The sequence below is a fragment of the Brevibacterium siliguriense genome, assembly GCF_900105315.1.
GTDB lineage: Bacteria > Actinomycetota > Actinomycetes > Actinomycetales > Brevibacteriaceae > Brevibacterium > Brevibacterium siliguriense.
In genome coordinates, this window is the sequence record NZ_LT629766.1 from 273,210 (window position 1) to 293,086 (window position 19,877).

Annotated in this window: 17 protein-coding genes and 1 pseudogene; 8 read left to right on the forward strand and 10 right to left on the reverse strand. The window is 62.4% G+C overall.

The genetic code is table 11. The features are described 5' to 3' along the window. Positions 1–149 precede the first annotated feature (149 nt). From BLU88_RS01120 to BLU88_RS01130, 3 genes are all read left to right on the forward strand, one after another. On the forward strand, positions 150–806 hold the full coding sequence (locus BLU88_RS01120) for a GntR family transcriptional regulator (RefSeq protein WP_092009252.1): 657 nt from the start codon (positions 150–152) through the stop codon (positions 804–806). Positions 807–839: 33 nt separating this feature from the next. Then, positions 840–1,376, forward strand: coding sequence for a VOC family protein (locus BLU88_RS01125; RefSeq protein ID WP_092009254.1), 537 nt, complete (start codon positions 840–842; stop codon positions 1,374–1,376). A 143-nt stretch (positions 1,377–1,519) separates the two neighbouring features. Further along, a complete protein-coding gene (locus tag BLU88_RS01130) occupies positions 1,520–2,710 on the forward strand; it encodes a pyridoxal phosphate-dependent aminotransferase (protein WP_092009257.1) in 1,191 nt (396 codons plus the stop codon). Between the two features lie 23 nt (positions 2,711–2,733). On the opposite strand, the gene BLU88_RS01135 is transcribed toward BLU88_RS01130, so the two are convergent. The 3 genes from BLU88_RS01135 to BLU88_RS01145 all read right to left on the reverse strand — a co-directional run bounded on the left by BLU88_RS01135 (position 2,734) and on the right by BLU88_RS01145 (position 4,726). Then, positions 2,734–3,384, reverse strand: a complete 651-nt coding sequence (locus tag BLU88_RS01135; protein WP_092009259.1) for a homing endonuclease associated repeat-containing protein — start codon at positions 3,382–3,384, stop codon at positions 2,734–2,736. Next, positions 3,377–4,030: a small multidrug efflux protein gene (locus tag BLU88_RS18330; RefSeq protein ID WP_197678163.1), complete on the reverse strand. Its 654-nt coding sequence runs from the start codon at positions 4,028–4,030 to the stop codon at positions 3,377–3,379. The genes BLU88_RS01135 and BLU88_RS18330 overlap by 8 nt, the downstream gene beginning before the upstream one ends. Before the next feature lie 177 nt (positions 4,031–4,207). Next, complete coding sequence (locus tag BLU88_RS01145) at positions 4,208–4,726, reverse strand: helix-turn-helix domain-containing protein (RefSeq protein ID WP_092009261.1); 519 nt, start codon at positions 4,724–4,726, stop codon at positions 4,208–4,210. Positions 4,727–4,853: 127 nt separating this feature from the next. Between BLU88_RS01145 and BLU88_RS01150 the strand changes: the two genes are divergently transcribed. Next, on the forward strand, positions 4,854–5,576 hold the full coding sequence (locus BLU88_RS01150) for a haloacid dehalogenase type II (RefSeq protein ID WP_092009263.1): 723 nt from the start codon (positions 4,854–4,856) through the stop codon (positions 5,574–5,576). Positions 5,577–5,625: 49 nt separating this feature from the next. Here BLU88_RS01150 and BLU88_RS01155 read toward each other — a convergent pair whose 3' ends face one another. The 4 genes from BLU88_RS01155 to BLU88_RS01170 form a co-directional block, all read right to left on the reverse strand. Next, the gene (locus BLU88_RS01155; RefSeq protein ID WP_092009265.1) at positions 5,626–6,906 is read right to left on the reverse strand and encodes an ArgE/DapE family deacylase; all 1,281 of its coding nucleotides are present in this window, start codon (positions 6,904–6,906) and stop codon (positions 5,626–5,628) included. A 60-nt stretch (positions 6,907–6,966) separates the two neighbouring features. Further along, positions 6,967–7,266: a biopolymer transporter Tol gene (locus BLU88_RS01160; RefSeq protein WP_092009267.1), complete on the reverse strand. Its 300-nt coding sequence runs from the start codon at positions 7,264–7,266 to the stop codon at positions 6,967–6,969. Between the two features lie 308 nt (positions 7,267–7,574). Continuing rightward, positions 7,575–8,024: a VOC family protein gene (locus tag BLU88_RS01165; protein WP_269457662.1), complete on the reverse strand. Its 450-nt coding sequence runs from the start codon at positions 8,022–8,024 to the stop codon at positions 7,575–7,577. Further along, the gene (locus BLU88_RS01170; RefSeq protein ID WP_231939522.1) at positions 8,021–8,431 is read right to left on the reverse strand and encodes a nuclear transport factor 2 family protein; all 411 of its coding nucleotides are present in this window, start codon (positions 8,429–8,431) and stop codon (positions 8,021–8,023) included. The genes BLU88_RS01165 and BLU88_RS01170 overlap by 4 nt, the downstream gene beginning before the upstream one ends. 626 nt (positions 8,432–9,057) lie before the next feature. Between BLU88_RS01170 and BLU88_RS01175 the strand changes: the two genes are divergently transcribed. After that, the gene (locus tag BLU88_RS01175) at positions 9,058–12,075 is read left to right on the forward strand and encodes a DEAD/DEAH box helicase (protein ID WP_092009269.1); all 3,018 of its coding nucleotides are present in this window, start codon (positions 9,058–9,060) and stop codon (positions 12,073–12,075) included. 71 nt (positions 12,076–12,146) lie between these two features. On the opposite strand, the gene BLU88_RS01180 is transcribed toward BLU88_RS01175, so the two are convergent. Beyond that, on the reverse strand, positions 12,147–12,404 hold the full coding sequence (locus BLU88_RS01180; protein WP_092017011.1) for a metal-sensitive transcriptional regulator: 258 nt from the start codon (positions 12,402–12,404) through the stop codon (positions 12,147–12,149). 425 nt (positions 12,405–12,829) lie between these two features. On the opposite strand from BLU88_RS01180, the gene BLU88_RS01190 reads away from it, so the two are divergent. After that, positions 12,830–14,224 (forward strand): MBL fold metallo-hydrolase, encoded by a 1,395-nt coding sequence (locus tag BLU88_RS01190; protein ID WP_092009273.1) that lies wholly within the window; start codon positions 12,830–12,832, stop codon positions 14,222–14,224. A gap of 106 nt (positions 14,225–14,330) precedes the next feature. Here BLU88_RS01190 and BLU88_RS01195 read toward each other — a convergent pair. Further along, positions 14,331–15,427: pseudogene (locus BLU88_RS01195) on the reverse strand (type I restriction endonuclease). Positions 15,428–15,592: 165 nt separating this feature from the next. Here BLU88_RS01195 and BLU88_RS01200 point away from each other — a divergent pair. Continuing rightward, the gene (locus tag BLU88_RS01200) at positions 15,593–16,837 is read left to right on the forward strand and encodes a glutaminase (protein ID WP_092009275.1); all 1,245 of its coding nucleotides are present in this window, start codon (positions 15,593–15,595) and stop codon (positions 16,835–16,837) included. Between the two features lie 18 nt (positions 16,838–16,855). Here BLU88_RS01200 and BLU88_RS01205 read toward each other — a convergent pair whose 3' ends face one another. Continuing rightward, positions 16,856–18,334 (reverse strand): SLC13 family permease, encoded by a 1,479-nt coding sequence (locus tag BLU88_RS01205; protein ID WP_092009277.1) that lies wholly within the window; start codon positions 18,332–18,334, stop codon positions 16,856–16,858. A 406-nt stretch (positions 18,335–18,740) separates the two neighbouring features. Between BLU88_RS01205 and BLU88_RS01210 the strand changes: the two genes are divergently transcribed. Continuing rightward, a complete protein-coding gene (locus BLU88_RS01210) occupies positions 18,741–19,850 on the forward strand; it encodes a pyridoxal-phosphate-dependent aminotransferase family protein (RefSeq protein WP_197678164.1) in 1,110 nt (369 codons plus the stop codon). Positions 19,851–19,877 lie beyond the last annotated feature (27 nt).

A 19,877-nucleotide genomic window follows, 5' to 3' on the forward strand; every position in this document is an offset into this window, starting at 1 on the left:
CGTTAACCCAGCCTGCGTATACATTCAAACTGTATTTTGCTGTTTTTTCTTCAATATTCGCCCTGTATGTATACACTCAAGGGAACGACGAGAACTAGATAGTCTTGACTGACTGCCCGAACCCCTACGACCCCACAGAGGAACCAGCAATGGCCACATCGTCCTCGGCTTCGAGCGCGCGCATTGCCGATGCACTCCGCGATCGGATTCTCAGCGGCGCCCTCGGTCCCGGCACACGGATCTTCCAGGAAGAGATCGCCGAAGAGTTCGGAGTGAGCCGCATCCCCATCCGAGAGTCTCTGCGTATCCTCGAGTCGGCCGGACTCGTGACGATTGTCGCCTCGTCCGGAGCGTGGGTCGCTTCGATGAACCTGGCGGAGCTGCAGGAGAGCTATCTCATCAGAGAACGGCTCGAACCCCTGCTCCTCGGACTCGCAGTGCCTCTGCATTCGCCGGAGTCTCTGACCCGCCTGAGCGAATTGGCCGCCGATGCGAACGCGGCGGACTCGGTCGAGGAATTCCTCGATCTTGATCGGAAGTTCCATCTCGCGGCTTTCGAGGGGCCGTCGGTCGACAACCTGCGTTCGATGGTCGACAGGCTCTGGAACTCGACACAGCACTACCGTCGGGCATTTATGGAATTGGTCTGGGATTCCGGACTGAGGGAGACCCACATGGAGCACGATCTGCTCGTCAAAGCCATCTCCGACCGCGATGTGCGCTCGGCCGAGGAGCTCATGGCCGTCCACATTCGACGCACGCGCTTGGCACTCGAGCATCACCCCGAAGTATTCACGACTGCGTGACACCGACGAAATGACCACCGAAAGGACAACCCAATGAGCACTGAAGCGGGCCTCCCCGGTCTCGTCGGCACCGATCATGTCGGTTTCACCGTCCCGGACATGGAGCAGGCGCACACGTTCTTCACCGACATCCTCGGATGCACACACGTCTATTCGCTCGGTCCGTTCCCTGCTGATCCCGCGCTCATAGTCGATCGGCTCAATGTGCATCCCGACGCCGTGATGCAGGAGATCCGCTTCTACCGATGCCACACGGGAGCGAATTTCGAGGTCTTCTCATACGACTCTCCCGATCAGAACCAGGTCCAGCCCCGTAATTCGGATATCGGAGGCCACCATCTCGCCTTCTACGTCTCCGATCTCGACGAGGCTGTCGAATGGCTTCGGAGCAAGGGCGTGCGGATCCTCGGCGAGCCGACAGCCAGCAGCGGTGCCAGCCGGGGCCAACGCTGGGTCTATTTCCTCTCGCCCTGGGGCATGCAGTTCGAACTCGTGAGCTTCCCCGAGGGGAAGGCCTATGAGGTGGAGGCTTCTACGCTGCTCTGGGATCCTCGCACGCCTGAGAGGTAGGCCGCATATCAGGCCTAGCCCCTTCAGCGACCGACGCTTCACGCGTTATCGCTGCATGCCCGGGCGGTCGCGTCTGCCCTACCGCAGTCTTACGCTGTGGCCCACCCCTGTCGTCCGGTTCGCGGAAGAGGCAGACTGAGGCCATGACGAGTTCGCACAGCCGCATCTCCCACATGGCCGCTTCCTATCCGGCCTCAGACATCCGCAAGATGTTCAATCTCGCCCTCGACTTCCCCGATGCTGTGAAGCTCACCGTCGGCGAACCGGACTTCACCACTCCGAAGCACATCAAGGCCGCCGGCATCCGTGCGATCGAGAATGACAACACCCGCTACGTCGCCAATGCAGGCATCCCCGAACTGCGGCAGGCGATCGCCCGGAAGTACTCGACTCGGTGGAATCGCAGCATCGTCCCCGGGAACGTCATGGTCTCCTTCGGCGCGATGGAGGCGCTCACCTTCGCCCTCGACGTCACTGTCACCCCAGGCGACGAGGTCATCATCCCCGACCCGAGCTTTCCCAATTACATGGGTCAGGTGCACCGCCTCGGCGGGATTGCCGTGTCCGTTCCTGTCACCGAGGACAATGATTTCAAGCTCCGCGCCGAGGATGTCCGCTCCTCGATCACAGACAAAACCGCGGCGATCATCATCAACAGTCCGTCGAACCCTCTGGGTTCCGTGATGGACCGCGCCGACATCGAGCAGATCGCAGCCCTAGCCGATGAGCACGGGTTCACCGTCATCTCCGATGAGGTCTATGACGAGATGGTCTTCGACGATTCCGTCTTCACCTCCATCGCCGAGGTGAAACCATCCACCGCCGAGGCGGAAGCTGAGTTCGATCGGTTCCTGGCCATCGGCAGCTTCTCGAAGACCTATGCCATGACCGGCTGGCGGTGCGGTTTCGTCATCGGCTCCGAAGATTTCATCGCCCCGATGGCACTGCTGCAGGAGGGACTGACCTCGAGCCTGCCCGGATTCGTCCAGGAAGCCGCCGTCGCCGCGATCGAGGGGCCGCAGACCGCTGTCGAGGAGATGGTCGCCTCGTATGCCAGGCGGCGCGAGCTCATGGTCGAGCGCATCAATGCCATCGAAGGCTTGAGTCTGCTGCGTCCGGCGGCGACGTTCTATGCCTGGGTGAACGTGTCCGAGTGGGGTTTGGCCTCGTGGGAGTTGGCGACGCAGCTGCTCGAGAAGCACAACCTTGCGACGATTCCCGGTTCGGCCTTCGGCCCGGCCGGTGAAGGCTATCTGCGCCTGACATTCGCGGTCTCGGACGAGACCATCAACACCGCGTGCGACCGGTTGGAGGCGTTCGCCGCCGGACGGTGAATGGGCGGTCGCTAAGATATCCCTCACCCCACGGCGGCGAGCGCTGAATTCCAGCTTCCGTAGAACTTTCGGACGGCCGCAGCCGAGGGCACCTCGCCTTTATGCTCGGCCGCATACTCCGTGTAGGCCTTATAGGTGGCGGCGGTCCCGCGTGACTCGCAGTCGGCAAGGAACTCGGCGATCGCCTTGTCGTACGCTGCGGAGTCGAAGCGCAGCTGGCCCTTGGCTCGGCCGATCTTGTTCGTCGCCAGACCCGCCGCCTTGAGCGCTTCGTTCCAGGACCCGAACCTCTGCACCGCGGTCTGACTGGTCGGAGGCCAGATCGTCGCCCCCTGCGCCGAGGTGACACCGAGGCTCTCGAGCACTATCTTGCGCAGCTTGTCGTACCTGCTGGCGGTCAGGCTCGGGACCTCCGCCCGGCCACGGACGTACGCAACTGCTGCAGCCACCTCGGCGAGGGTGGACGTCACGGACGTCCCTGAGCCCTCGAGTTGGACGGTCAGTGCGGACTCCACCTCGGCGAGGGTCTCCCGGTCGCTGGGGCTGAGCTTCGCCGGATCGGCGCTGGCGGGGATCCCCTGCGCGCCAGTGGAATCGAGGTTGCGCGCGGTGATGTACAGCAGCGCACCGAGCACGGCCAGCGACGAGGTGTGGGTTCTCCCGGTTTCAGACATTCATGCCATTGTACGATCCCTGATGCACGATCGCGCCGAGGAACGGAAGCGGATGCACCCGATCACGGACGATCTCTTCGCCGGCGCTGACGAGGATCGTCGACGTGATCTGGGTGGGAATGGCCAGCGGCCCGAGCAGGCTCGCACCGGGAACGCCGAAGCGGGTGAGGAACTTCTTGAACTTGACCCGCCCCTTGGACTCGGGCTTCCCGCCTTCGCCGAGGTGATCCTCCGTCACCGTGTCACCCGCGGTGACAGCGGCGGGAGAATCAATCGACGATGGGTCGACGGGAGCATCGATCCCTGACGGATCGGCTGCAGCGGTCGACTGCGCAGGCTCAGCCCTCGCGGCGTCGGCAACTCCGTCCGCACCGACAGCCGCGAACTCTCGCTTTTCACTCTGACGATTCACGACGGCGCGGCGGGCCCGGGCTCCGAGGAGCACGATGACTGTCACGCAGATGAAGTTGCCGACGGCCCCGGCGATTCCGGCTAGTACGGGGTTCGTCCCGGCCCAGACTCCGATGGTCGAGGAGATCTCACCCTCGATGAATGGGATCGCCCCGGCAGCCGCGATGATGAACGGCTGAAGCAGATCGGGAACCTGAGCGGCGAGACCTTGGAAGAATTCGATGATGGGGTTCACGGTGGTCTCCTGAACGTGATCGGCAGATCCCGGCCCGGATGTACCGGATCTGATGGTTGATACGTTCAGTACAGACTGTGTTCTCAGAACAGGGTCAAGCCCTCATCGTCTGACCCAGCGAATCCTCAGCCGTCTTCCCCAGCCGCTGTCTTCAACTCTCCGCCTCAGTCCTCTCCCTCAGCCCTCTGGCTTCGCGGCAATGTGCTTGATGAAAGCGATGAACCGCTCGCGGTCGGCGTCCGGGATGTCGAGTTTTGGGAAGACGGAGATGAAGGCACGCTGGATGACGTCGATCTGCGCGTCGTTGTAGAGCTCTCTGAGCGAGCCGATGATCGCAGCCTGCCCCATCTTCACGTCCCCGGTCATCCGCTCGGTCAGTGCGAGGAGCCAGGGTTTCGCTTCGAGCTGCCGCTTCATGCTCGGGGCGATCTGCTCGCCGAGGTCGACCTCAAGCTGTTTGAGGGCGAGCTGCTGCTGTTCGTGATCGTCGTCGACCGAACCGATATCGGTCAACGGGACCCCGAGCTCGCGCATCCGCCGGATCTGATGGAGTCGCAGCAGGTGGGATGCCCCGTACTGTTTGCAGCCGTTGCTCATCCGGTCAGGCTCGGTGAGCAGTCCAAGCTTGTGATAGTGCCGAATCGTATTGACCGTGGTGCCGGTCAGCCGCGCCAATTCGCTCGTGCTCCATCCCACGGTCAGGTCATTCCGCCGATGCCGTGTGGTCCCGTTTCGATGTCGCTCAGCTGCGATTCCGGTTGCGACCAGCCTATGCGGATGGACTGACGTAGACGGCCCGATATGCCCGGACTACCGTGAAACCATGAGCACAGGATTCGATTCGGTCGAGGCCCTCGTCTTCGACATGTTCGGCACCGTCGTCGACTGGCGCACAAGTATTGCCGCCGAGGTGGCCGTGCGCCTGCGTGACCATGTTCCCGATCTCGACGCGCATGATTTCGCCGATCGCTGGCGCGCGGAGTACCAGCCGTCGATGGAGCGGGTGCGCAGCGGTGAGCGTGAGTTCGTCCGCCTCGATGTGCTCCATCGGGAGAATCTCGAGACTGTGCTCGACAGCCTCGGTGTCGATCCCTCATCGATCCCAGCCGAAGTTCTCGACGCGGTCAATCTTGCCTGGCACCGGCTCGATCCGTGGCCGGATGCGATCGCGGGACTGACTCTGCTGAAGGAGCGGTTCATCATCGCTCCGTTGTCGAACGCGAACGTCCGGCTCGCCCTCGACGTCGCCAAACGGGCCGGCCTTCCCTGGGACGCGATCCTCGGCGCCGAGGTGGCCGGAGCGTACAAACCGGATCCGCAGTCGTACCTGCGGACCGCCGAGGTCCTCGGCCTCGAAACGCATCAGCTCGCCATGGTCGCCGCACACAACAGCGACCTGGCCTCGGTGCAGGCACTCGGGCTGCGGACGTGCTTCGTCCGTCGCCCTTCCGAGCACGGACCTGGCCAGACGACTGATCTCGCGGCCGAAGGCGAGTGGGACGTTGTCGCCGACGACTTCGAGGATCTCGCCGATCAGATCGGCTGACGAACCTGCCGGGCGCGGCACCGAACGTCGATAAGCCGCCTCGGCGCGTCTAACTCAGTGGTTCCACCCCGCACCACTCAGCGATGAAGAGCGCGATGGTCTTGGTGATCTTGCGGATGGATTCGATGTGGACCCGCTCGTCGAAGGCGTGGATGTCGAGGGACCTGGGCCCGTAGGTCAGCGTCGGCATCGCTCCGTAATTCGTGTACACCCGACCGTCGAGATAGCCCGGCGTGGTGAACGATTCCAGGGGCTGGCCGAACACATCGTGGTGGGCCGAGCCGAGCACGGCCTCTGCTTCTCCGCCTTCCTCGAGCCGATATCCCGCAGCGAAGAAACCGGTCCTCTCCAACTGTGGCAGACGACCGTCCTGACCGAGACGCGCGATGCTGCCATGCCGGACGTGCTCTTGGATCTCTTCCCACGCCTGTTCCGGGTCGATCCCCGGGTAGATGGCGGCGCGCACGGAGATCTCACACCATGACGGAACACTGGAGGGCCAGTCTCCACCCGAGATCTCTCCGACATTGAAGTTGATCGGATGTTCGACACCCTCGAAACCTGGGTGCCGGTCCTTCTGCGCATTCCACTCCGCCTCGAGGGCGCGCAGGTCGGTGATCACGTCATTGGTCGCGTCGAAGGCATTGAATCCCTGACTCATCTCGCGGACATGACTCGGTTTTCCCTCGACCCGAACGGTGAACCAGATGACTCCGACGTTGGTTCGCACCAGAGCGTTCTCCTCTGGTTCGGGGATGAGCACGGCATCGCCGGTGTACCCGCGCAAGAGGGCCGACAGCGCTCCGTTGCCGGTGCTCTCCTCCTCCACCACGGACTGGAGCTGGAGCGGTGCCGCGGGGGCGAAGCCGGCAGCAGTGATCGCGTCGAAGGCGAAGAGATTGGCAGCGAGCCCGGCCTTCATGTCCCCGGCACCACGTCCGTAGAGCCACCCGTCCTCGACTCGAGGCTCGAAGGGCGGGGAGGTCCAATTCTCCAGCGGCCCGGTCGGCACCACATCCACATGCCCCTGGAGTATGAGCGACCGCCCCCGCACGACAGTCGGCCGATAACTGCCCACAACGTTGAAGTCTTCGTCATAGGGCACGGTCATCGGACCGAAGCCCGCATGATCTTCGATATCCTCTTCGTCGATGCGCCAGCGGTCGATCTCCAGTCCTCTGTCGGCGAATTCCTGTTCCAAGAGGTCCTGGATTGCCGCCTCACTGCCGCGGACAGACGGGCAGCGGATCAGATCACCGGTGAACTCAAGCTGACGATCGAATGCGTTGTCGACGGCGTCAGTGATGGCCTGGGCGACTTCTCGATTCATGCTTCGCTCTTCCATGTTTCTCTGGCTGATGGTTGACGGAGATTCTGATGGCAAGTGAACTCAGCGTAGTTCCTTCAGGGCCTCCTCGGCACGCCGTTCGCGATCCTCGACCGCCATCTCCCACCAGTATTCGCCGCGTTCGCCGAGACCGTACTTCGCGATGTCCACCTTCCTCCTCGCCTCCGCGAGGTCATTCTCATCGCCCCGCTTCTTCGCTTGCTTGACGGCATTCCTCGCAGCGCCGAGGCGGCTCTTGAGTTCTTCGGCGACGCGAGGTGCCAATGCGGGATCGGTTCGTCGCCATCGACGCCCCCGGACGATCAGCCAACGATCGTCACCACCATCGCTGTTCTCGCTCATGCGACGAAGATACAGGAAGTGCGACCGGAAAACACCGGACGCGTCGGCCTCACCTATCCCTCGTGAGTCACCTTCAACGTCCCTCCTGAGTCGCTTTCGACCGTGTTCAGACTGAGCCACGAAAGAATTCAGCATTGGTGGCACTGTCCAGATCACCTAGGGGCCGATGGAGCATAGCGTCGGCGCGTCGATGCAGGACTACTTCGCTCCCGACGAGATCGAACTGTTCAGTCCCTGAGCGCTGACCACACTGGAGCCCCTCAATAGTGAGGCATCAATGATCTGCCGTTGAGCCCATCTCATCGAGTTCAGGCCACGAAGATGCAGAACGGGTGCCCGGAAGGATCGGCGAAGACGTAGAGCGGTTCATCCTCGTCGTCGGCTCGGTCGAACAGCACGGCAGCGCCGAGACTTTCCGCGCGATTTCGCTGGCGATCGAGTTCGCTCCGATTCGGCACTGTGAGGTCGAGGTGCATCTGCATGGGGATATCCGTCGACGGCCACGTTGTCGGTTCGAGGCGATCAACCAGCTGAAACGCGAGCTTTCGGTTACCGATCGCATCGGTGAGTACCAGCCAGTCGGGGACCTCGGCCTCGGCACTCGCCCCTGAGCCGCGGCCGTCGGTCGGCTCGTCTCCCGGACGATAGACGTAGCCGAGCAGCTGCCGATAGAACTCCGCGAGCATCCTCAGGTCAGTCGAATCGATGACAGTGTGGAGCAGCTCAGGAAATCCAGTGCCCTTCGCTTCGCCTGTCACCCGAGCTCCACCGGCGTGAGCACCGCGATCTTCCAGCCGTCCTCGGTGCTCACCAGCTGATACATGTTCCGCTCGTCGGGTGCGCCTCCCCGGAATCTCCATGTGACATCGGCCCAGATGCTGTGTCCAGTCGCCGCAGTCACCGTGACATCGGCATCGACCTCTGTGACATCCGAGTACTGCTCGAAAGCACTCGCGAAGAAGCTCTCCGTCTGAGCGGCGTCAGTGACGAGGATCCACTGCCCCGGGAACTCGATGAGCGCCGGAACCGCGTAGTGATCGGCGATCGCCGATGCATCCCGATCGATGAGCGCACGGGTATAGGCGTCGACGAACTGCCTGTGAACCTCTTTGTTCTCATTCCTGCCGCAGATGCTACTCCGCGCCCCTGACGTAGGGAATGTCAAAGACAGTTTCCGGGTGTGACCCAGCGGCTGACTGACACGGTCATCCGGCGAGAAGTCCGGCCCGGTCGAACGATGAATCCCGACAACCACCTTCAGCAGAATACGCGTGTTCCCACCTCGTCAATCGCGTGTCAGGTTCGCAACTTCAGCACAGACTCAGCAAGCCAGCTTGTTCATAACCTGGTGTCCGCCGGGAGAAAGCCTGCCGGTCGACAACACTCACCAGAGGAGACAACCATGAACATGAAACGAATAGGCGCAGTGAGCCTGGCTGCGGCCACACTGGCCTCTGCGAGCCTCTTCGGCGCGACCGCGGCACAAGCTGGACCGAGCAAATACTGGAGTGCCAATTTCCGCAATGTAGAGACATGCTCAATTGGGGTTAAGCATTACATCAACCATATTGAAAACCTCGGTTACACACTGAGAGCCGGAAATTGCACACCTGACGATTATGGGAACCCGAACTCGAGATACACAGGCGCCGTCCTCTACAAGTAAGGAGAGTCTGCGGGCGTCACGATCCTGTCAGCCGGATGCGGGGCGCCCGCTTGCACCGGCGGTACCGTCAACTGTCAAGAGCTCCCACCACACCCCATGTCACCGCGCGATGAGATGATGACAGGGTGCCTGAGACCTCCCCGACCACCGGTTCCGCCATCCCCGCCGATTGGCGCGAGGCCTTCGCCCCGCTCGCCGAGGCGGCTCCGCACTCGCACACGCCCGTGGCCTTGGGATTCGAGCTCGTTCAGGTCATTCCCCGGACATGGTTCGAGGCCCAACACTCTGTCCTCCTCGACAAGGACGACGTCACCCCGGGAGTGAACCCGAGCCTCGCGATCCGTCCGCTCATGCTCAGCGAGTCCGGCAACTGGGTGAAGAAGTCCCTGTCGTGGCGCACCATCGACCGCATGGCCCGCCAGCACGACATCGACCCGGCCCACCAGGAATGGTTCGCTCAACTCGCCGGGCTGCGCACCCGTGGGAAAACGGATTTCACCCCCGACGGGGCGCCGTACCACCTCGGCGATTTCCGCACTCCCCTGCTGTGGGACCACTTCCTACAGGGGAAGGCCCTCGGCATCGAATTCGTCGGCATCAATCAGGGCATGACAGTCCGCATCGGACACAACGCGAAAGCCGCCATCGACATCCGCCGCAGCCAGAACCGCCTGCAGGTGCAGACCCGGGCAATGATCGACGAACGCGAATATGACTCCGGGCTGATCAAGCCGATCTGGACGCACGGCTTCTTCGGCATCGACATCACCAGCGGTTTCACCGTCACCCTCGCCCCCGCGGAGACCCCGACGAAGGAATCCGCACTGTCCGTGCTCCAGTCCCCCGGGCCGATCACGATCCCCGCTGCCGAGGCCGAAGAGTTCTTCGAGGAGTACTACCCGCAGCTGCGCTCCAGCGCCGAGGTCATCAGCAGCGACGCCACCGTCGCCTTCCCGCAGTACGGTCGCCCCCGCCTCGTCGTCTTCGCCTCGTTCGGCGCCGGGGACAAACTCTCCTTGCGCTGGTACTGGGAATACCACGGACCGCGCCGCACCTTCCCGGTCATCGATCGATTGAGGCTCAGCGCCGCCTCGGCGAGGGAGTACGCGGAGCAACGCGAACTCGACTTCGAAGATGCCGTCGTCACCGAGGTCGACAAACTCCTTGCCGACACCCACGAAACCGGCTCCGCCCTGTCGGCCATCAGTGACGTCGAACTCGACGACGCGGACACCGCGGATTTCGTCGTCAACGTCCTGCCCGGGCTCGAGGAGATCGAGCACGTCAAGGTCGTCACACGCGGTAAGAAGCAGCCGTACCGGGAGCTCGGCGGGGAGCCGAATGTGAAGATCACCTCGGTCGAGTCGGAGAAGAACGACTGGTTCGACCTCGGCTTCCAGATCAGCATCGACGGCCACCCGGTCCCCTTCGTCAAGCTGTACAAGGCATTGGCGGCCGGGACGACGAAGATCAAGCTCTCCGACGATTCGTTCCTGTCGCTCAACAAGCCGATCTTCGACAAGCTCAAAGCCCTTCTCGCCGAGGCGGACCTCATTCCCGAATGGGAGCCCGGAGCACCGAAGATCTCCCGCATGCACGCAGGTCTGTGGGCGGATTTCGAGGACCTCGCCGATGAGTCCGAACCGGCCGCGACCTGGCGCGATTCCGTGCGGGCCCTGGCCGACCTCGATCACCTGCCCGCCACCGAGGTTCCCGACTTGAACGGCGCGAAGCTGCGCCCGTATCAGGTGCAGGGTTTCCGCTGGCTGGCGCTGCTGTACTCGTGCCGTCTCGGGGGGATCCTCGCCGACGACATGGGCTTGGGCAAGACCCTGCAGACGCTTGCGCTCATCAAGCATGCGAAGGCAAGCACCCCCTTCCTCGTCGTCGCGCCGACCTCTGTGGTCCCGAACTGGATCAAGGAGGCGACCGCGTTCACACCTGACCTCGACGTTCGTGTCGTGGCCGAATCGACGCGGGCACGTGGGGTCGACCTCGCCGAGGTGGCTCACGGTGCCGATGTCATCGTCATGTCGTATGCGATGCTCCGGTTGGAGGAGACGCCGATTTCACGGATGGAGTGGGCGGGGCTCATCCTCGACGAGGCGCAGTTCGTGAAGAATTCCACTGCTCAGACGCACTTGGCGGCGAAGGAAGTGCGTGCCCCGTTCCGTTTGGCGCTGACCGGAACCCCGTTGGAGAACTCGCTCAAGGACGTGTGGTCACTGTTCTCGATCACGGCGCCGGGACTGTTTCCGTCACCGCATCGGTTCGAAGAGGAGTACCTACGACCGATCGAATCGGGTGAGAACCCGGGACGGATGCAGCGTCTGCAGAAGCGGATCCGACCGTTCATGATGCGGCGGACGAAAGATCTGGTGGCCGCGGACCTGCCGGAGAAGCAGGAACAGGTCATCTCGGTCGAGCTCAATTCCGCGCACCGGAGACTCTACGATCGGATTCTGCAGAAGGAGCGGAAGAAGATCCTCGGCTTCATCGACAGTGAGTACGACAAGCAGCGGTTCATCGTCTTCCGGTCGCTGACGCTGCTGCGGATGCTCGCTCTCGATCCGTCGATCGTCGATGCCGAACATACTGAGGTGCCGTCGTCGAAGTTGGCTGCGCTCTTGGAACGGCTCGACGATGTCATCGCCGAGGGCCACCGGTCGATCGTGTTCAGCCAGTTCACTTCGTTCCTGACCAATGTCGCCGCGGAACTCGACGCTCGCGGGATTTCCTATGTTCTCCTCGACGGGTCGACGCGGAACCGCGGGGCCGTGGTCGATGCGTTCCGGTCGGGTGCGGCACCGGTGTTCCTCATCAGCCTCAAGGCCGGCGGGTTCGGCCTCAACCTCACCGAGGCGGATTATGTCTTCCTCATGGATCCGTGGTGGAATCCTGCCTCGGAGAATCAGGCGATCGACCGCGCACACCGGATCGGGCAGACGAAGAACGTCATGGTCTACCGCTACGTCGCCGAAGGTACGATCGAGGAGAAGGTGCTCGCCCTGCAGAAGCGCAAAGCCGAACTCTTCGATGACCTCATGTCGGACTCCGGCACCTACGAGGGTCGCGGTCCGGACGGTCAGGCTTTCAGCCAGACCGTGACCGCCGCGGACATCAAGGGGCTGCTCGAGGGGTAGGGGCGCGGGCCGTTAGGTGCCTGCGACATGTCACTCTCCTCCTACGCCTAGCTGCTCCCCCGTCGGTCCTATCAGGCCATTGAGAGGAACAGCTTCTCGAGCTCTTCGGTGCGCACTTCGTCCTCGTCATCCTCGAGGCACTCCCGCAGTGCCGTCGAGATGATGAGGAATCCCGCCCGGTCGAGCGCCTTCGACACCGCCGAGAGCTGATGGATCACATCGCGGCAGTGGCTTCCGTCCTCGACCGCGGTGATCACCGCGCCGAGCTGCCCCTGTGCCCGGCGCAGTCGATTGAGGACCTTCTTCTGCGCGTCAGGGTCGGCGAGCATCCGCTCTCCCGGGTCCGCTTCTGCCTCTGTCGGCTCAGTCAGAGCTGTGTCGCGTTCGCTCATCGTCGTCCTTTCACGTACTCGATGTTGACATCAACTATACCCCTACGGGTATATTGAATGCATACCCCAGAGGGTATACGAAGCCAATAACGAGCAGGCCAGCAATGGTCGAAGAAGGAGATTGATTGCCATGTGTCGAGCAGCGACGTGCCGAGTATGCGGAAAGACCACGTGGGCAGGGTGCGGACAGCACGTCCAGTCGGTGAAGAGCACAGTCCCGGCCGGCCAGTGGTGCAACGGCAAGCACACCCAAGCCGAAGAGGATGCGGCCCGAGCGGCCAAGCCCAGCTTCCTCGCCCGCATTTTCGGCCGCTGATCCCACGTCAGACCAGACACCCCTCGATCACGGAAAGAAGGCTCCCATGCTCCTCGAACGCATCTTCGACGCCGACCTCGCCCACGCCAGCTACGTCATCGCATGCCAGGCGAGCAAGGAGGCGATCGTTGTCGATCCCCGCAGAGATATCGCGGTCTATCGCGAATTCGCAGCTCACCACGGACTGACGATCACCGCGGTCACCGAGACCCACATCCACGCCGATTACCTCTCCGGCACCCGCGAGCTCGCCGCGGCCACGGGCGCGACAATGTACGTTTCCGCGGAGGGAGGCCCCGACTGGACCTACGGGGCGGGCTTCGACGATGCCATTCAGCTGCGCGACGGTGACGAGATCACCCTCGGCAACATCAACCTGCGCGCCTCGCACACCCCCGGCCACACGCCCGAGCACCTGTCCTTCCTCGTCACCGACGGCGCACAGGCCGATGCACCGGGATTCATGCTCACCGGTGACTTCGTCTTCGTCGGAGACATCGGACGCCCGGACCTCCTCGACGAGGCTGCCGGCGGCTCCGACACCCGCTTCGCCGGTGCCCGACACCTCTTCGCCAGTCTCCGCGACCGTCTGCTCACGCTGCCCGACTATGTGCAGATCCTGCCGGCTCACGGCGCGGGAAGCGCCTGCGGCAAGGCCTTGGGCGCCATACCCACGTCGACGGTCGGATACGAGCGCACCTTCGCCTGGTGGTCTCCGTACCTCGAACGCGGCGATGAGCAGGGCTTCGTCGACGAACTGCTCTCCGGGCAGCCCGACGCGCACGCCTACTTCGCCAGAATGAAGACCGAGAACCGAGAGGGGCCATCACTCCTCGGCAAGCTCAGTGACCTTGAAGAACTCGACGCGGGCCGTCTGCAGGAGCGGATCGACGACGGATCGACCGTCCTCATCGACACCCGGCCGATCGAAGACGTCCACGCAGGAACGCCTGCCGGTGCTCTGCACATCCCGGGCCCCGGCAAGGCTGCGAGCTTCGGAGCCTGGGTCTTCGACCCGGCCACGGAGTCGACGCCGATCGTCGTCCTCGCCGATGACGCAGAGCAGGCAGCGGAGTATCGGGATCATCTCATCAGGGTCGGAATCGACACGGTCACCGGCTACGTCACCTCACTTGCCGGCATGGTACTGCATCCGGTCGACCTGGTCGACCCGGCGAACCTCGCAGATTCCACCGACATCCGCCTCGTCGATGTCCGCTCGAAGAACGAGCACGCTGGGGGCCACATCCCCGGTGCGACCCAACTCAGCGGCGGCCGAGCCCTGTGGGAACTCGACCGCCTGCCCAGCGAAGGCCGGATCGTCACCTACTGCCAGAGCGGCACCCGGAGCAGCATCACGGCAAGCGCCCTGCGCCGCGCCGGATACCAGGTCGCGGAGCTCGCCGGCTCCTATGACGCGTGGCGGTCCCTCGGTTCCTGAACTGGCGCAGGCCTGCTTGAGGGGGAACGACGGCGTCTGACCTCACAGATCCCACGGGAATATTTACTTTAGAAGCTCTAAAGTAAATATTCCCGCGGTCTTGTTCCTATGCTATGTAGCCCTTCACCGTTTCTCGGATCGCATCTGCGTGCAGATAGATGTCGTCAAGACCGTCGATCGGATGCCGGGACTCGTTCTTGTCGGCATCAAAGATGCCGAGATACTTCTGCTTCTTACCGTTGAAATGGAGCCGTGCAATCGGCTTCCGATTGTTGTCATCCAAGAGCACAGCAAAGTAGGACTTGGCATCACGCTGCGCAACGCGCTCGGGCTTCACCTCGCTGCAACTGATTGCCTTCACGATCTGGTACCCCTCAAGTTCCTCTAGGGTCGTCTCAATTTCCGTATCTCGGTCCAGATCCGATTTGGCGACTTCCGCGCTGGTGACAGCTTCGTCGGTCGAAACATGCACTGGGGCTGCCGCCTCGGAAGCCCCAACGCTGTCTTCAGGCGATCGTTCACTCTCTCGTTGAGGAATTGTTTCGCCGCTTTGGATACGAGCTGAGTGAACTGCGCTTTGGCGTCCTGCGTAAATCGACCGTCGTAGACACGGCTGGTGAAGAGGCGCACGAACGCCTCATCCGGCTCCTTGAACTGCCCGGCAATTTCTCTCTTGATGGCTCCGACGTACTTCAGTTCTTCTGCAGCGCTGACTACCGAATCGAGGTCGAACACTTCTTTGGTCAACTTCTTGAGTTCCGGAACGATCGTCTCGTCGATCTCGTTGAGGTCGAGCACCAAGAAGGGCCTGTCGTCCATTCTGTTCGGCGCATCGAGGTCGGTATAGAAGTTATAGACCTCGCCGTTTGTGAGAACTGCGATCCGAGCATTTGTCACGGAGAAATACCGGAAGAGCTGGGACGCGTGCTCGATCTTCAACGGCTCCGTCGATTTCTTGCACTCGATGAGGATCTGCACTTCACCATCGCGCATGATGGCGTAGTCGACCTTCTCGCTCTTCTTCACTCCCACATCAGCCGAAAACTCTGGCACCACCTCAAGAGGGTTGAAGATGTCGTAACCCAAGATCGTTGAAATGAAGGGCATAATAAACGCGTTCTTCGTTGCCTCTTCGGTCTGAATCGCTTCTCGCTGGTTACTAACCTTGGAGGCCAAGGCAGACAGCCGATCTTCGAACTCCATTGTTCCTCCACAAGCTCACGTCATCGATAGTTGCGTAATTTCAAACTGTAGCCTGCTGGGAATGATATGAACCGTCCGGACGCGCATAATGCTGTTTCCATCAGCCGGAGCGTTTAGTCTTTGACCGAGACGACCCGGCAGTCCGAGCACAGAGGGAAGGCTTCCATGCGCACCCCGATCCCCGACTATCTCGACGAGATCCTCGATGCTCTGCGCGACGATGACTCCGGAAGCGTCGCCGACTACATCCCGGCGCTCAAGGCAGCGAACCCGGATCTGTTCGCCGTCGCCCTGACGACAGTGGCGGGCAGGACGTACAGCTCGGGCGACTGCGATGTCGAGTTCTCCATCCAGTCGATGTCGAAGCCCTTTGCCTACGCCGCCGCGCTGGCCGACCGAGGCGAACCGTTCGTGACCTCGCGCGTCGGAGTCGATCCTTCCGGCGAGGCCTTCAACGAGCTTTCCCTGGAGACCGGGAGCCACCGACCGAGGAACCCGATGATCAATGCGGGCGCCATCACGACTCACCACCTCCTCGTCGGCTCCGGCACCAGCCGACAGATTCGGGTCGAGCGCGCCCGCGAATTCTTCTCCGAACTCGCCGGCCGCCCGTTGCGCATCGATGAGCGGATCGTCGAATCAGAACTCGAAGCCGCCGACCGCAACCTCGCCATCGCCCACATGCTGCGCAATTACGGCATCATCGAGGACGACCCGCACGAAGTCGTCGCCGGATACACCGCGCAATGCTCGATCTCAGTGACGGTGCGCGACATCGCGATGATGACTGCGACACTGGCCAACGGCGGAATCCATCCCGTCACCGGCACCACGGTCGTCGCCCGCCCCATTGCCCGGCGGACCCTGTCGGTCATGGCCTCTGCAGGCATGTACGACGCCGCGGGTTCCTGGTTCACCGATGTCGGAATTCCGGCGAAGAGCGGAGTGGCCGGCGGCCTTCTCGGCGCTCTTCCGGGGCAGGTGGGCATCGGCACGCTCTCCCCACGCCTCGATGACCACGGCAACAGCGTCCGAGGTCAGAGAGTCTTCCGTCGCCTGTCCGCAGATATGGGACTCCACCTCATGGACTCCGAGGCGCTCGGTTCACGTGAGCCGCGCAGCATCGCGGTCAGTGGAGATACGACGACCGTTGCCCTGCAGGGAGTCATCGACTTCACCGGCGCCGAGGTGGTCCTCGACCGACTCGACCGCTCCACCCCGACAACACCGAAGGTCATCATCGACCTCTCTCGGGTCGACAGCTTCACCGACGTCGGTCGCCGGATGGTCCTCGAGGGCATGCGGCGCCTGAGCCTCGACGGACTCGCTGTCGGACTCAAGGATCCGGATGAAGTCCTACCCGAGCCCGACCTCGGCGATGGGACCTTTCCGTTCATCCCGAATGACTGAGCCCGACGCCGATGCCGCTCACCCCCAACCGGGAACGACGAAGATCAGCCAGGTGACGATCGGTGCGATGACGACCATCGAGAAGCCCCACACCATGAGCTGCTTGAACACCCTGTCCCGCTGTTCTTCAGGCGAGTTAGCCACGACCAGAGCACCGGAGGTGGAGAACGGTGAGGAATCGACCACCGAAGATGAGATCGCCAGAGCGATGATCAGCCCGATCTCGCCGACGCTGCCCGTGAGCAGGAACGGCACGGCCAGGGGAATGAGCGCGCCGAGGATACCCGTCGTCGACGCGAACGCGGAGACCACTGCGCCGATGAAGCAGATGATCAGTGCCGCGACGAGCGGAGCTCCCATGCCGGCGACCTGACCGCCGAGCCAGTCGATCGTGCCCAGACGCTCCATGAGCTCGACATAGGTGACGATGCCGCAGATCAGCAGCACGGTCGGCCACGCGATCTTGCTCACCGCGCCTTTGCTGATGCGGGGCGAGAAGAACGAGATGATCACGGCGATGCTGATCGCGGTGAAGCCGACGTCCTGATTGAGCGGGGGCACAACCATGACTGCAAGAACGATGAGCCCGATAAGAGTGACGATGCGGTTGAGGTCGAGGGTCGTGACTTCGACATCCTCGTCGGTGTCTTTGACCATCGTCGTCTGGACCGATCGTCGAGCCGCTCTCCGTTCGGGATCGTGATAAGGCGCGGGCGAGCCACCCGATCCACTGCCAGAACCGCCCACCCCAGCACTGTTCGAGCCGGACGTGCCCGAGCTGCCGCTGGCGCCGGCACCGTGGCCGGAACCGGCGCCATCGCCCCCGCCGGAAATTCCGACGTTGACCAGTTCCCCGTCTTTGCCCTCGAGGCCATGCCCGAGGTCGCGCTTGCCCAGCAGCTCCCGCCCGCCGAAGAGGAAGAAGCAGACGAAGCCGAGGACGACGTTGAAGACGAAGGAGGCAAGGAAGAGCAGCAGAGGGCTGCCCGGCAGGTCATTGCGCTCGACGACCTGATTGGTGATCGTACCGAAGATGCTCAGAGGTGAGAAGCCACCGGCCGTTGCACCGTTGATGACCATCAGCCCCATGAGCAACGGCCGAATGCCGTACCGCCGGGAAAAGCCCATCCCCATCGGCGCAATGATCGCGATGGCCGCCGGCACCACCGAGCCGAAGCCGGAGAGAAGCGCCGTGACGACGAAGAACACCCACGGGATCAGCGCTATTCGGCCGCCGACAGCTTTGACGAGTATATGGACGATCCAGTCGACTGTCCCGTTGTCCTTCGCCAAGGCGAACAGGTAGGTGACGCCGACGAGGATGAGGAACAGATCCGCCGGGAAGCCAGACAGCAGAGTGTCGACATCCTCGCCCAGAACAAAGGTCCCGAACAGGAAGGTCGCCATGAGTGCAAGCGCACCCATATGGACCGAAACAAACGTGGCGATGACGAACAGGGCCACAAGGACGAGTATCGAAGCAATTTCCAAAGACACAATTCGCTCCTATGCGATGTGAAAATCAGCCGGAAACGACCCCATTGCCGCAACCAGCATTCCACGATGTGGAAATGTTCTTGCTACTTTATGAAAGTCTGCCCCGACGAATTCCAAACCGTCAAGACCCCGACTTCACTTTCCCGAATATCAGGATTATGTCTACCGGGACGCTTCCGGAAAAGAAACACCGCATCGTACCGATCCACATATTCGCAGGTCCGAAGCTCAGAAGAAATGGAGTACCACCAACTGAATCGGAGCCGAAATACTCGACTCGCCCAACGAGACGACCTGCGCAGATTTCCGTTCCGAATCCTGGAAAGGGCATTCTTCTCTCGAATTCATTGTGGTAGCGTCAAATGAAAATAATGTACCGCATCGTGGAATCAGAGAGGATTCTTCAATGACTATCAGCGGACGGCATTTCCTACAGATTCCGGGCCCCAGCAACGTTCCCGACACTGTTCTTCGGGCCATTTCGATGCCCACCATCGACCATCGCGGCCCCGCGTTCAAAGAGCTCTTCAGTCATGTGCTCACAGGCATGGCCGACATCTTCGGCACTTCGAACCAGGTCGTCATCTACCCAGCCACGGGAACCGGGGCGTGGGAGGCTGCGCTGGTCAACACACTCAACCCCGGCGATGAGATCCTCTGTTATGAAACCGGTCATTTCTCCTCGCTGTGGAAGACGATGGCCGAGAAATGGGGTCTCAAACCCACAGTCATCGCCGGGGATTGGCGCACCGGCGCCGATCCGCAGAAGATCGGCGAGGCTCTTGCAGCCGACTCAGCTCGCCGGTTCAAAGCCGTCTGCGTCGTCCACAACGAGACCTCGACCGGGGTCACGAGCCGCATCCCCGAGATCCGCGCAGCCATCGATGCCGCAGACCACCCGGCTCTGTTCATGGTCGACACGATCTCCTCCCTCGGCTCCGTCGACTACAGGCACGACGAATGGCGGGTCGATGTCACCGTCTCCGGTTCGCAGAAGGGCCTCATGCTCCCACCGGGACTGTCCTTCCATGCCATCAGCGACAAGGCGCTGGCCGCGCACGAGGCCTCGTCCCTGCCGAAGTCCGTATGGAACTGGACGGAGATGCTCGCCGCAGGCAGAAACGGGATGACCCCCTACACCCCGAACACGAACATCCTCTTCGGGCTCAAGGAATCCCTGCGACTGCTGAACGAAGAGGGCCTGGAGAACGTCTTCGCTCGACATATCCGCTTCGGCGAAGCGACCCGTGCCGCAGTCGAGACCTGGGGTCTGGAAGTGCTGTGCACGAACGAGAGCGAACACTCCCCCGTGCTCACCGCCGTCGTCATGCCGGACGGTCATGACGCTGACGAGTTGAGAAAACTCATCCTCGACCGCTTCGACATGTCTCTGGGGCGGGCCTATCCAAACTCCAGGGGACGGTCTTCCGGATCGGCCACCTCGGCGACCTCAACGATCTCACCCTCGCCGGAACCCTCGCGGGCGTCCAGATGGGACTGCAGTTGGCGGGAGTGAAGATCGACCCGGCCGGCCTCGGAGCCG

Coding starts and splice junctions, on each gene's coding strand:
- BLU88_RS01210 (WP_197678164.1), top strand. CDS start 18,741: ATGACTATCAGCGGACGGCATTTCCTACAGATTCCGGGCCCCAGCAAC.
- BLU88_RS01150 (WP_092009263.1), top strand. CDS start 4,854: ATGAGCACAGGATTCGATTCGGTCGAGGCCCTCGTCTTCGACATGTTC.
- BLU88_RS01180 (WP_092017011.1), bottom strand. CDS start 12,404: ATGCTCGCCGACCCTGACGCGCAGAAGAAGGTCCTCAATCGACTGCGC.
- BLU88_RS01190 (WP_092009273.1), top strand. CDS start 12,830: ATGCTCCTCGAACGCATCTTCGACGCCGACCTCGCCCACGCCAGCTAC.
- BLU88_RS01125 (WP_092009254.1), top strand. CDS start 840: ATGAGCACTGAAGCGGGCCTCCCCGGTCTCGTCGGCACCGATCATGTC.
- BLU88_RS01130 (WP_092009257.1), top strand. CDS start 1,520: ATGACGAGTTCGCACAGCCGCATCTCCCACATGGCCGCTTCCTATCCG.
- BLU88_RS01200 (WP_092009275.1), top strand. CDS start 15,593: ATGCGCACCCCGATCCCCGACTATCTCGACGAGATCCTCGATGCTCTG.
- BLU88_RS01160 (WP_092009267.1), bottom strand. CDS start 7,266: ATGAGCGAGAACAGCGATGGTGGTGACGATCGTTGGCTGATCGTCCGG.
- BLU88_RS01155 (WP_092009265.1), bottom strand. CDS start 6,906: ATGAATCGAGAAGTCGCCCAGGCCATCACTGACGCCGTCGACAACGCA.
- BLU88_RS01120 (WP_092009252.1), top strand. CDS start 150: ATGGCCACATCGTCCTCGGCTTCGAGCGCGCGCATTGCCGATGCACTC.
- BLU88_RS01135 (WP_092009259.1), bottom strand. CDS start 3,384: ATGTCTGAAACCGGGAGAACCCACACCTCGTCGCTGGCCGTGCTCGGT.